A 12,505-nucleotide genomic window follows, 5' to 3' on the forward strand; every position below is an offset into this window, starting at 1 on the left:
TACTGGCGGAGCGGGGGCCGCATGGCGGTAGGGTGTCGCGATGCGCATACGCATCCGCTAACTACCGCAAGAAGACGGTCATTAGGGGCGCGGGGCGGGATCCGCCGTCCTCAGGGGTGTTTCCGGCAGAGGTTCCAGAACGGCACACAGCGGTTCCGGAACGGCCGCGGTCATCCGAGAGCGACGCCGAAAGCCGAAGAAAACAGGCGGACACCCAACAGCGACGCCGAAGTCCAGAGCAACAGGGGGAGCAGCAGGTGACAATGACGGCCCAAGCGGCAGCCACCACGACCGGCCGGCCGAGTCACGGGGTTCCGTCCGGCAACGGCACGGGCTTCTGCCGGGTCACGGTCGTCGCACCCGACAGCCGGGTCGACGTGGCGTTGCCCGAGGACGTGCCCGTCGCGGACCTCTACCCCGAGATCCTCCGGCTCTCCGGACAGAGCCCCGCCCCCGGCGCCCCCGTCGGCTACCACCTCGTACGCCGCGACGGCACCGTCCTGGACAGCGCCCGTACGCTGGCCGGCCACCGCATCCTCGACGGCGAACTGCTCTCCCTGCGGCCCTTCGCCGAGTCGCTGCCGCCCGCTGTCTTCGACGACGTCTCCGACGCCGTCGCCACCGCCGTGGCCAAGGACCGCACGCTCTGGGGCGACTCCCTCATGCGCGGCGCCGGTCTCTTCGGCGGGTCCGTACTGCTGAGCCTGCTGGGCTTCGTGCTCTGGACGGCCGACCCCCGGCGCGACATGCACGGCCTGCCGGGCATCCTGGCCGCGGTCACCGCCGTACTCCTGCTCGCCCTCGCCTGCGTCCGCGCACGGGTCTACGACGACCGGGGCTCGTCGATCGCGCTCGGCACCGGCGCGATGGTGAACGCCGCGGTCGCCGGTTCCGGGCTGCTCTCGCTCAGCACCGGCCAGGGCGTGGGGCGACTTCAGTTCCTGCTCGCCTGCGCCGCCGTGCTGGTGGTCGCGGTCATCCTCATGATCACCGCACCCGGAGGCGACGGGCCGTTCGTCGCCTTCGTCTTCGCGAGCGCCACCGGCCTCGTGGTCACCTTCATCGCGATCACGGCGGAACTGGCGCCCATCGAGGCCGCCGCCGTGTGCGCCCCCTTCGCCGTGGGGGCCCTGGCCTTCCTGCCCGGCCTCGCCACCCGCTTCGCCCGCCTCCCCATCGGCTTCGAACCGCCCCGCTCCGCCGTCGGCGACTACGGCACCGCCGAGCCGGCCCCCCAGGGGCCGGTCGACGCCGTACGGCTCGCCGCCCAGGCGCGCCGCGGCCACGAGCTCCTCCTCGGCCTGGTCGGCGGCTGCGCACTGGTGGCCGTGGCCGCCGCCGCGGTGCTCGGCTTCTCGGACAACGTCTGGGGCCAGCTGCTCGCCCTGGCCACCGGGGTCGCCATGCTGATGCGCGCCCACCTGTTCCGTTACACCGCCCAGGTCGGCTGCACCCTCGCCGCGGGCCTCGGCTCCCTCGTCTTCCTGGGCCTCGGCCTCTCCCTCAACCCGCCGCTGACCCAGGTGCACGACGCGCTGCCGGGCGAAGGCTCCGCACTGGACATCCGTACGGTGTGGCTCGCCGCCGCCGTCGCGGGCGTCGCCGCCCTGATCACCGCCATCGGCCTGATCGTTCCGCGCAAGGGGGTGACCCCGTTCTGGGGCCGCTTCCTGGAGATCGCCGAGACGGTCGTCCTGCTCACCCTGCTGCCGCTCTGCCTGGCGGTCTTCGACGTCTACCGCTCGATCCGCGCCCTCACCAGCTGACCACCGGGCGGGCCCCCGGCGGTCACCGTCCGGGTGTGACCCGAATGGCTGGTACTCTGGCCAGTGGCCGTTTGTGTACGCCTCTCCGGATCATCCTGGGGACTGCGCTCATCGGACCTTCGCCTCCGAGTCACGGAAGCTCCCCTGAGATCAAGACCAGGGGCACTCGTGGGCGCTTAGAACATCAAGAGGAGTACGCGTGCCGCTCGACGCCGCTACGAAGAAGCAGATCATGTCCGACTTCGCGCAGAAGGAGGGCGACACGGGATCCCCCGAGGTCCAGGTCGCCATGCTTTCCCGCCGGATCTCGGACCTGACGGAGCACCTCAAGACGCACAAGCACGACCACCACTCCCGTCGTGGTCTGCTGATCCTGGTCGGCCAGCGTCGCCGCCTCCTGCAGTACCTGGCCAAGAAGGACATCCAGCGCTTCCGTGCGCTGGTCGACCGCCTCGGCATCCGCCGCGGTGCGGCCGGCGGCGCCAAGTAAGTACGCCGTGGAGAGGGAGCGGTTCCCGCGTCTGAGGGGACCGCTCCCTTTGCCGTACGTGCACGACCGGTGTCAAGCTCAGTAACCTGGACACCGGAACACCTGTCACACCGCACCACCGCAACACACGAGGGAGAGGCGCAGCGACGCCGCCGCCGGTCCTCGGTAGTGGCCCCCGGGAACATGCCCGGGAGCTTCGATCGAAGACCGGCCCGCACACACGGTGCGCCTCTCCCGCACCGTCCTCCGCCATACGGGCGGCAGGACGAAAGACGACGAGTATGGAGAAATCACTAGTGGAGAACGAGACCCACTACGCCGAGGCCGTTATCGACAACGGAACCTTCGGCACCCGCACCATCCGCTTCGAGACGGGCCGCCTGGCCAAGCAGGCCGCCGGCTCCGCCGTGGCGTACCTGGACGACGACACCATGGTGCTGTCGGCCACCACCGCCTCCAAGCGGCCCAAGGAGAACCTCGACTTCTTCCCCCTCACGGTGGACGTCGAGGAGCGGCAGTACGCGGCCGGCAAGATCCCCGGCTCCTTCTTCCGTCGTGAGGGCCGGCCCTCCGAGGACGCGATCCTCACCTGCCGCCTGATCGACCGCCCGCTGCGCCCCTCCTTCAAGAAGGGCCTGCGCAACGAGATCCAGATCGTCGAGACGATCATGGCGCTCAACCCCGACCACCTGTACGACGTGGTCGCGATCAACGCCGCCTCCTGCTCCACGATCCTGGCGGGCCTGCCCTTCTCCGGCCCGATCGGCGCCACCCGTGTCGCCCTGATCAAGGGCCAGTGGGTCGCGTTCCCGACGCACACCGAGCTCGAGGACGCCGTCTTCGACATGGTCGTCGCCGGTCGCGTCCTGGAGGACGGCGACGTCGCGATCATGATGGTCGAGGCCGAGGCCACCGAGAAGACCATCCAGCTCGTCAAGGACGGCGCCGAGGCTCCCACCGAGGAGATCGTCGCCGCCGGTCTGGACGCCGCGAAGCCCTTCATCAAGGCGCTCTGCAAGGCCCAGTCCGACCTCGCCTCCAAGGCCGCGAAGCCGGTCGGCGAGTTCCCGGTCTTCCTGGACTACCAGGACGACGTCTTCGAGGCGCTCGCCAAGGCCGTCACCTCCGAGCTGACGCAGGCGCTCACCATCGCCGGCAAGCAGGACCGCGAGGCCGAGCTGGACCGCGTCAAGGAGATCGCCGCCGAGAAGCTCCTCCCGGCCTTCGAGGGCCGCGAGAAGGAGATCTCCGCCGCGTACCGCTCGCTGACCAAGAAGCTGGTCCGCGAGCGCGTCATCAAGGACAAGGTCCGCATCGACGGCCGCGGCGTCACGGACATCCGTACGCTCGCCGCCGAGGTCGAGGCCATCCCGCGCGTGCACGGCTCGGCGCTGTTCGAGCGTGGCGAGACCCAGATTCTGGGCGTCACCACCCTCAACATGCTCCGTATGGAGCAGCAGCTGGACACCCTCTCCCCGGTGACCCGCAAGCGCTACATGCACAACTACAACTTCCCGCCGTACTCCGTCGGCGAGACCGGCCGTGTGGGCTCGCCCAAGCGCCGCGAGATCGGCCACGGAGCGCTCGCCGAGCGCGCCATCGTGCCGGTTCTCCCCTCGCGCGAGGAGTTCCCCTACGCGATCCGCCAGGTCTCCGAGGCGCTGGGCTCCAACGGCTCGACGTCCATGGGCTCGGTCTGCGCCTCCACCATGTCGCTGCTGAACGCCGGTGTGCCCCTCAAGGCCGCCGTCGCCGGTATCGCCATGGGCCTGATCTCGCAGGAGATCGACGGCAAGACCCACTACGTCGCCCTCACCGACATCCTCGGTGCGGAGGACGCCTTCGGCGACATGGACTTCAAGGTCGCCGGTACGAAGCAGTTCGTGACCGCGCTCCAGCTCGACACCAAGCTCGACGGCATCCCCGCCTCGGTCCTGGCCGCCGCGCTGAAGCAGGCCCGTGACGCGCGTCTGCACATCCTGGACGTCATGAACGAGGCCATCGACGTCCCGGACGAGATGTCCCCGAACGCCCCGCGGATCATCACCGTCAAGATCCCCGTGGACAAGATCGGTGAGGTCATCGGCCCCAAGGGCAAGATGATCAACCAGATCCAGGAGGACACCGGCGCCGACATCACGATCGAGGACGACGGCACCATCTACATCGGTGCCCAGCAGGGTTCGCAGGCCGAGGCCGCCCGCGCCACGATCAACGCCATCGCCAACCCGACCATGCCGGAGGTCGGCGAGCGCTACCTGGGCACGGTCGTCAAGACGACCACCTTCGGCGCGTTCGTCTCGCTCATGCCGGGCAAGGACGGCCTGCTGCACATCTCGCAGATCCGCAAGCTCGCCGGTGGCAAGCGCGTGGAGAACGTCGAGGACGTGCTCGCGGTCGGTGCCAAGGTCCAGGTCGAGATCGCCGAGATCGACTCCCGCGGCAAGCTCTCCCTCATCCCCGTCGTCGAGGGTGAAGAGGACGAGACGAAGGACGACACCGACAAGTGACGTCCCGTAGTTCCGCGACGACGGCCCGCCCCTCTTCGGAGGGGCGGGCCGTCGCCCGTACCCAAACGCTTCTCAAGGGCACAGGCGGCATCGGCACCGTCCGCCGCACCGTCCTCCCCGGCGGTCTGCGGATCGTCACCGAGACCCTGCCCTCCGTCCGGTCCGCCACCTTCGGAATCTGGGCCAACGTCGGTTCCCGCGACGAGACGCCCACCCTGAACGGCGCGACCCATTACCTCGAGCACCTCCTCTTCAAGGGCACCGCCAAGCGCACCGCCCTCGACATCTCCTCCGCGATCGACGCGGTCGGCGGCGAGATGAACGCCTTCACGGCGAAGGAGTACACCTGCTACTACGCGCGGGTCCTGGACACCGACCTGCCGCTCGCCATCGACGTCGTCTGCGACATGCTGACCGGCTCGCTGATCGCCCCGGAGGACGTCGACGCCGAGCGCGGCGTCATCCTCGAAGAGATCGCGATGACCGAGGACGACCCGGGCGACTGCGTGCACGACCTGTTCGCGCACACCATGCTCGGCGACACCCCCCTCGGCCGCCCCGTACTCGGCACCGTCGACACGATCAACGCGCTGAACCGCGGCCAGATCGCCCGTTTCTACAAGAAGCACTACGACCCCACGCACCTGGTCGTCGCCGCCGCCGGCAACGTCGACCACGCCACGGTCGTACGCCAGGTACGCAGGGCCTTCGAACGTGCCGGCGCGCTCTCCCGTCACGACGCCGTCCCCGTGGCGCCCCGCGAGGGCTCCCGCACCCTGCGCACCGCGGGCAAGGTGGAGCTCCTGAACCGCAAGACCGAGCAGGCCCACGTGGTCCTCGGCATGCCCGGCCTCGCCCGCACCGACGACCGCCGCTGGGCGCTCGGCGTCCTCAACACCGCTCTCGGCGGCGGGATGAGTTCGCGCCTCTTCCAGGAGGTGCGGGAGAAGCGCGGCCTGGCCTACAGCGTGTACTCGTACACCTCGGGCTTCGCCGACTGCGGCCTCTTCGGCGTCTACGCGGGCTGCCGGCCCAGCCAGGTCCACGACGTCCTGAAGATCTGCCGCGACGAGCTGGACCGGGTCGCCACCCACGGCCTGGACGACGACGAGATCACCCGCGCCATCGGCCAGCTCTCCGGCTCCACCGTCCTCGGCCTGGAGGACACCGGCGCGCTGATGAACCGTATCGGCAAGAGTGAGCTGTGCTGGGGCGAGCAGATGTCCGTCGACGACATGCTGGCCCGCATCGCGGAGGTCACCCCCGACGACGTACGGGAGGTGGCGGGCGAGCTTCTCACCCACCGCCCCTCGCTCTCGGTCATCGGCCCGCTCAAGGACAAGCAGGCGGACCGCCTCCACGAAGCGGTCTCCTAATCCCCTAAGGAATCAAGATGAGCAAGCTGCGCGTAGCCGTTCTCGGTGCGAACGGCCGGATCGGCTCCGAGGCCGTACGAGCCGTCGAGGCCGCCGACGACCTGGAGCTGGTGGCGGCCCTGGGCCGGGGCGACAAGCTGGAGGCCCTCGCCGAGGCGGGCGCCCAGGTCGCCGTCGAGCTGACCACCCCCGCATCGGTGATGGGCAACCTCGACTTCTGCGTCCGGCACGGCATCCACGCCGTCGTCGGCACCACGGGCTGGACCGACGAACGGCTCGCGCAGCTGAACACCTGGCTGGAGAACTCCCCGGAGACCGGCGTCCTGATCGCCCCCAACTTCTCCATCGGCGCGGTGCTGACCATGAAGTTCGCGGAGCAGGCCGCCCGCTACTTCGAATCGGTCGAGGTCGTCGAACTGCACCACCCGAACAAGGTCGACGCCCCCTCCGGCACCGCCACCCGCACCGCCCAGCTCATCGCGGCGGCCCGCGCCAAGGCGGGCAGCGCCCCCCAGCCGGATGCCACCACCACCGCCCTGGACGGCGCGCGCGGCGCGGACGTCGACGGCGTCCCGGTCCACGCGATCCGCCTCCGCGGACTGCTGGCCCACCAGGAAGTGCTGCTCGGTGGCGAGGGCGAGACCCTCACCATCCGCCACGACTCCCTCCACCACAGCAGCTTCATGCCGGGCATCCTGCTCGGCACCCGCCGCGTGGTGACCACTCCCGGCCTCACGTTCGGCCTGGAACACTTCCTCGACCTGAACTGACTGAGCCCACCATGCGCGCAAAGATCACCTACTTCGTCACGGCCGCCGTCCTGGTCTTCTACTTCGTCCTGGTCGGCAGCCGCGGTCTGATGCTCATCCGCCACGGCACGCTGCTCACGGTCACGTTCGGCGTAGCCGTGCTGATCCTGCCGGTGATCGGCGTCTGGTTCCTCTGGAAGAACACCCAGTTCGTCCGCCGCGCCAACGCGCTCGCCGCCGAGCTGGACGCGGAGGGCGGTCTGCCGGTCGACGACCTGCTGCGCACCCCGTCCGGCCGTATCGACCGGGACGCCGCCGACGCGGTCTTCACCCGGCGCCGCGAGGAGACGGAGGACGCCCCGGACGACTGGCGCGCCTGGTTCCGGCTGGCGGTGGCCTACCAGGACGCGAGGGACACCCCGAGAGCCCGCAAGGCGATGCAGAGGGCGATCGCGCTGCACAGGCGCCCTCGCCAGGCGGCACCTTCCAGCCCGGCCGCATCCTCCGGCCCGCCCGGCGACTGAGAACATCTTTCACGCTGTGCGCAGGTGAGCCCCGGGACCGACTGATCGGTCCCGGGCTCACTCACCTCTCACGGCAGCGGCTCACCCGTGCCGGTACTCGTCCGCCCAAGCCTCCACCGCATCCGTGGCCCGCTCGAACGCCTCCTCGCGCCCGAGGAAGTCCGCGTTGTGGTCGGAGGCCAGCGGCGGCAGCGTCTCCCCGTTCTGCCGGGCCACGATCAGCGCCTGGCCCTGCACCGTACGGGGCAGTCCCAGCCACTTGACGGGCTGCTGGACCGTACGGACGGAGGCGGTGGCCCCCCACGGCACCGTGGTGGTCCGGAAGAACCCCACGCGCCGCACACCGTGCCGGCTGACCCACGCGCCGACCCGCAGGAGCCGCAGAGCGGCACCGATCAGCGCGCCGGCCAGCAGCAGACACACCAAGGCCCCGGAGGGCGTTCCGGTGAAAGCGATGATCATCGCCGCGAGCAGGACGAACGAGGCCAGCAACAGCTGGCCGGCCGCCGCCGCGACCCGCCACGGACCGGGGCGGTAGGGCCGCCGCCAGCTGTCGTGGTCGTCGAACGGCAGCGCAACGTCCTCCGCGCTCGCATCGAATGCGCGGTCGGCCGTCAGAAAGGGCAGGGGCACGACTCATCCTCACTCACAAGCACGCTCGATTGCTGTGCCCGGTGAGGCTACCGAGGCCGCCCCCGAACAGACCACCCCAGGGGGTCCGTACGAGTAGTTCAGCGGCCTCGGGACGTGCTCAGCGGCCCTGGGACGCCTCGGACTGCTTGCCGTGCGAGGCGGACTGCCCGGAGTCGAGCGCCGGAAGGCCCAGCAGCAGCGACCCCACGAGGCCGGCGACCACGGTCAGCCCGACGAGGGAGCGTCCCAGCAGCTCGGGAACGCTGGCGCGGGGGGAGGGAGGAGGAGTGACGTTACTGCGGAATCGGTCGGCCTCGGCGACGAACGAGAACGGGACGGACTCACGCCGGCGGAACATGAGGAAACTCTCCTTGATCTCAGTGGCGGATGCTGCTACTGAGTCAGACGTACGGCAGGCCGGATCGGTGCCCCGAATCGCCGTAATGTTTGAAGGACTCCACGAACGGCTGCCCGACCTGTTTGCTTGCATGCGCGCAGCGGGTGCAAGCGCGCAAGCAGGTGGCCCGTAAAGTGGTCGCCGCCCAGCGCCGCCCCTGGAAGGACCCCCGCCGGTGACCGACACCCCCGAACCCGCAAAGCCCCACTTCCGTAGCGATGTCACCGTTGACCTGGTGAAAAGCGATGCGGGCGACGCGGACGTGCTGTTCGCCGCCCGGGTCTCCACCGTCGGCGAGCAGTCGCTGGAAGAGGTCACCAAGGACCCGGAGCGGTCCAAGGGGCTGATCAACTACCTCATGCGGGACCGGCACGGCAGCCCGTTCGAGCACAACTCGATGACCTTCTTCATCAGCGCCCCGATCTTCGTGTTCCGCGAGTTCATGCGGCACCGCGTGGGCTGGTCGTACAACGAGGAATCGGGCCGCTACAGGGAGCTGGAGCCGGTCTTCTACGTTCCCGGGACCTCCCGCAAACTGGTCCAGCGGGGCCGCCCCGGCAAGTACGAGTTCGTCGAGGGCACCGAGGAGCAGTACGACCTCACGACCCGCGCCATGGAGGACTCCTACCGGGCCTCCTACGCGGCCTACCAGGAGATGCTTGCAGAAGGCGTGGCCCGCGAGGTGGCCCGCGCGGTCCTCCCGGTCGGTCTCTTCTCCTCGATGTACGCCACGTGCAACGCGCGCTCCCTGATGCACTTCCTCGGCCTGCGCACCCAGCACGAGCTGGCGAAGGTCCCGTCCTTCCCGCAGCGCGAGATCGAGATGGTCGGCGAGCAGATGGAAGCCCACTGGGCGCAGCTCATGCCGCTCACTCACGCGGCCTTCAACAAAAATGGACGGGTAGCCCCATAGGTGGTGTCCGTATTGCGGCGTTTCGAGAAGTTCATCTAGGCTGATCAAACGGACCCGGCACTGCTTGAACCCCCGAGCAGGCAGTGCCGGGCTCCTCTTCCCCGTCCCCCCGAGGGGGGACCACGCGCTGAGCAGCGAGTAGCGTGTTACCCATGGCTCCGATCTCCACTCCGCAGACCCCCTTCGGGCGGGTCCTCACCGCTATGGTCACGCCCTTCACGGCGGACGGCGCTCTCGACCTCGACGGCGCCCAGCGGCTCGCCGCCCATCTGGTGGACGCAGGCAATGACGGACTGATCGTCAACGGCACCACCGGTGAGTCCCCGACCACCAGTGACGCGGAGAAGGACCAGCTCGTACGGGCGGTGCTCGAAGCGGTCGGAGACCGGGCGCACGTCGTCGCCGGCATCGGCACCAATGACACCCGCCACAGCGTCGAACTCGCCCGCACCGCCGAGCGCACCGGCGCCCACGGGCTCCTCGCCGTCACGCCGTACTACAACAAGCCGCCGCAGGAAGGCCTCCTGCGGCACTTCACGGCCATCGCCGACTCCACCGGCCTGCCCGTGATGCTGTACGACATCCCCGGCCGCAGCGGGGTCCCGATCGACACCGAGACCCTCGTACGGCTGGCGGAGCACCCGCGGATCGTCGCCAACAAGGACGCCAAGGGAGACCTGGGCCGCGCCAGCTGGGCCATCGCCCAGTCCGGACTCGCCTGGTACTCCGGCGACGACATGCTCAACCTCCCGCTCCTCTCGGTCGGCGCGGTCGGCTTCGTCTCCGTCGTCGGCCACATGGTCACCCCGGACCTGCGGGCACTGATCGAGGCCCACCTGAGCGGCGACGTCCAGAAGGCCACCGAGATCCACCAGAAGCTGCTCCCGGTCTTCACCGGCATGTTCCGCACCCAGGGCGTCATCACGACGAAGGCCGCGCTGACGCTCCAGGGCCTCCCGGCCGGACCGCTGCGCCTGCCCCTGGTGGAACTCACCGCCCAGGAGACGGCCCAGCTCAAGATCGACCTGGCCGCCGGCGGGGTACAGCTGTAACCACGGACTTCACAACTGAATGACGGAACGAGCGAGGCACCTCGCGAAGAGCACGACCCCAAGACAACAGCAAGTGCACGAATGACATGCGCGCCACGTGCCTCAGCGGTACGTGGCGCGTGTGGTTAAGGAGAGTCTTTTGAGCCATCCGCACCCTGAACTCGGCACCCCCCCGAAGCTCCCGAAGGGCGCCCTGCGGGTCACCCCGCTCGGCGGCCTGGGCGAGATCGGCCGCAACATGACGGTCTTCGAGTACGGCGGCCGCCTGCTCATCGTCGACTGCGGCGTCCTCTTCCCCGAGGAGGAGCAGCCGGGCATCGACCTGATCCTGCCGGACTTCACCACGATCCGGGACCGCCTGGACGACATCGAGGGCATCGTCCTCACGCACGGCCACGAGGACCACATCGGTGGTGTCCCGTACCTGCTGCGCCTGAAGCCCGACATCCCCCTCATCGGCTCGAAGCTGACCCTCGCGCTCATCGAGGCGAAGCTCCAGGAGCACCGCATCCGCCCGTACACCCTCGAAGTCACCGAGGGCCAGCGCGAGCGCATCGGTGTCTTCGACTGCGAGTTCATCGCGGTCAACCACTCGATCCCGGACGCCCTCGCGGTCGCCATCCGCACCCCCGCGGGCCTGGTCGTGGCCACCGGTGACTTCAAGATGGACCAGCTCCCGCTGGACGGCCGTCTCACCGACCTGCACGCGTTCGCCCGGCTGAGCGAGGAGGGCATCGACCTTCTCCTCTCGGACTCCACGAACGCCGAGGTCCCCGGCTTCGTACCGCCCGAGCGGGACATCTCCAACGTCCTGCGCACGGTCTTCGCCAACGCCCAGAAGCGCATCATCGTGGCGAGCTTCGCCAGCCACGTGCACCGCATCCAGCAGATCCTGGACGCCGCCCACGAGTACGGCCGCAGGGTCGCCTTCGTCGGCCGCTCGATGGTCCGGAACATGGGCATCGCCCGTGACCTCGGCTACCTCAAGGTCCCCGCGGGCCTGGTCGTCGACGTCAAGACCCTCGACGACCTGCCGGACGACGAGGTCGTGCTGGTCTGCACGGGCTCGCAGGGGGAGCCGATGGCCGCCCTCTCCCGGATGGCCAACCGCGACCACCAGATCCGGATCGTCCCGGGCGACACGGTGATCCTGGCGTCGTCCCTGATCCCGGGCAACGAGAACGCGGTCTACCGCGTGATCAACGGCCTGACCCGCTGGGGCGCCAACGTCGTCCACAAGGGCAACGCCAAGGTCCACGTGTCGGGCCACGCCTCGGCCGGCGAGCTGCTGTACTTCTACAACATCTGCAAGCCGAAGAACCTGATGCCGGTCCACGGCGAATGGCGCCACCTGCGAGCCAACGCCGAGCTGGGAGCCCTCACGGGCGTGCCCAAGGACCACATCGTCATCGCCGAGGACGGCGTGGTCGTCGACCTGATCGACGGCAAGGCCAAGATCGTCGGCAAGGTCCAGGCCGGTTACGTGTACGTCGACGGCCTCTCCGTCGGCGACGTCACAGAGACCTCCCTCAAGGACCGCCGCATCCTCGGCGACGAGGGCATCATCTCGGTCTTCATCGTCGTCGACAGCTCCTCCGGCAAGATCGTCGGCGGCCCCCACATCCAGGCCCGGGGCTCCGGCATCGACGACAACGCGTTCGTCGGCGTCACCCCGAAGATCCAGGAAGCCCTGGACAAGTCGGCCCAGGACGGTGTGATGGAGCCCCACCAGCTCCAGCAGATGGTCCGCCGGGTCGTCGGCAAGTGGGTGTCCGACACCTACCGCCGGCGCCCGATGATCCTCCCGGTCGTCGTCGAGGTCTGACCCTTCTGACCAGCCCGTACGGGAGCGGGGCCCCTCGATTTGCATCGGGGCGCCCCGCTCCAGTACGTTTACGGCTCCGCCCGACCGGGAAGCACCGCGCGCACTCGTGCGCCGGGAGCACACTGACGGGGCGGGAATTCCGACTCAGAGTCTCTGATAAAGTCGGATCAGCCGAAAAGGCAAGGCCACTCCACAGGCCACCGGAATTCAAATTCGGACCGGAAACGGAACGGAAAAGAGTCTGGTAAAGTCGGAACCGCCGGAAAGGGA

At 69.3% G+C, this 12,505-nt stretch carries 11 protein-coding genes; 9 read left to right on the plus strand and 2 right to left on the minus strand.

Translation table 11 applies throughout. The annotated features are described in order from the left end of the window. Positions 1-263 precede the first annotated feature (263 nt). From eccD to ABZ154_RS30315, 6 genes are all read left to right on the plus strand, one after another. Positions 264-1,766 (plus strand): type VII secretion integral membrane protein EccD, encoded by a 1,503-nt coding sequence (gene eccD / locus ABZ154_RS30290; RefSeq protein ID WP_356837575.1) that lies wholly within the window; start codon positions 264-266, stop codon positions 1,764-1,766. A gap of 199 nt (positions 1,767-1,965) precedes the next feature. Further along, positions 1,966-2,256: a 30S ribosomal protein S15 gene (rpsO, locus tag ABZ154_RS30295; protein WP_015611843.1), complete on the plus strand. Its 291-nt coding sequence runs from the start codon at positions 1,966-1,968 to the stop codon at positions 2,254-2,256. Between the two features lie 296 nt (positions 2,257-2,552). Beyond that, the gene (locus ABZ154_RS30300; protein WP_356837576.1) at positions 2,553-4,766 is read left to right on the plus strand and encodes a polyribonucleotide nucleotidyltransferase; all 2,214 of its coding nucleotides are present in this window, start codon (positions 2,553-2,555) and stop codon (positions 4,764-4,766) included. After that, positions 4,763-6,142 carry a pitrilysin family protein gene (locus ABZ154_RS30305; RefSeq protein ID WP_356837567.1) on the plus strand — a complete coding sequence of 460 codons (1,380 nt, stop codon included), beginning with the start codon at positions 4,763-4,765 and terminating at the stop codon, positions 6,140-6,142. The genes ABZ154_RS30300 and ABZ154_RS30305 overlap by 4 nt, the downstream gene beginning before the upstream one ends. A gap of 17 nt (positions 6,143-6,159) precedes the next feature. Next, positions 6,160-6,912: a 4-hydroxy-tetrahydrodipicolinate reductase gene (dapB, locus tag ABZ154_RS30310; RefSeq protein WP_356837568.1), complete on the plus strand. Its 753-nt coding sequence runs from the start codon at positions 6,160-6,162 to the stop codon at positions 6,910-6,912. Positions 6,913-6,923: 11 nt separating this feature from the next. Further along, on the plus strand, positions 6,924-7,415 hold the full coding sequence (locus ABZ154_RS30315; RefSeq protein WP_356837569.1) for a tetratricopeptide repeat protein: 492 nt from the start codon (positions 6,924-6,926) through the stop codon (positions 7,413-7,415). 81 nt (positions 7,416-7,496) lie between these two features. On the opposite strand, the gene ABZ154_RS30320 is transcribed toward ABZ154_RS30315, so the two are convergent. Next, positions 7,497-8,048 (minus strand): hypothetical protein, encoded by a 552-nt coding sequence (locus ABZ154_RS30320; RefSeq protein ID WP_356837570.1) that lies wholly within the window; start codon positions 8,046-8,048, stop codon positions 7,497-7,499. Between the two features lie 118 nt (positions 8,049-8,166). Then, positions 8,167-8,406: a hypothetical protein gene (locus ABZ154_RS30325; protein ID WP_018512717.1), complete on the minus strand. Its 240-nt coding sequence runs from the start codon at positions 8,404-8,406 to the stop codon at positions 8,167-8,169. A 214-nt stretch (positions 8,407-8,620) separates the two neighbouring features. Here ABZ154_RS30325 and thyX point away from each other — a divergent pair, with 214 nt between their 5' ends. The 3 genes from thyX to ABZ154_RS30340 all read left to right on the plus strand — a co-directional run bounded on the left by thyX (position 8,621) and on the right by ABZ154_RS30340 (position 12,235). Next, a complete protein-coding gene (gene thyX / locus ABZ154_RS30330) occupies positions 8,621-9,358 on the plus strand; it encodes an FAD-dependent thymidylate synthase (RefSeq protein ID WP_356837571.1) in 738 nt (245 codons plus the stop codon). A 152-nt stretch (positions 9,359-9,510) separates the two neighbouring features. After that, positions 9,511-10,410 (plus strand): 4-hydroxy-tetrahydrodipicolinate synthase, encoded by a 900-nt coding sequence (dapA, locus tag ABZ154_RS30335; protein WP_356837573.1) that lies wholly within the window; start codon positions 9,511-9,513, stop codon positions 10,408-10,410. 139 nt (positions 10,411-10,549) lie between these two features. Next, positions 10,550-12,235: a ribonuclease J gene (locus ABZ154_RS30340; RefSeq protein ID WP_356837574.1), complete on the plus strand. Its 1,686-nt coding sequence runs from the start codon at positions 10,550-10,552 to the stop codon at positions 12,233-12,235. The last annotated feature ends 270 nt before the right edge of the window (positions 12,236-12,505 follow it).

The sequence above is a fragment of the Streptomyces sp. NPDC006261 genome, assembly GCF_040613515.1.
Lineage (GTDB): Bacteria > Actinomycetota > Actinomycetes > Streptomycetales > Streptomycetaceae > Streptomyces.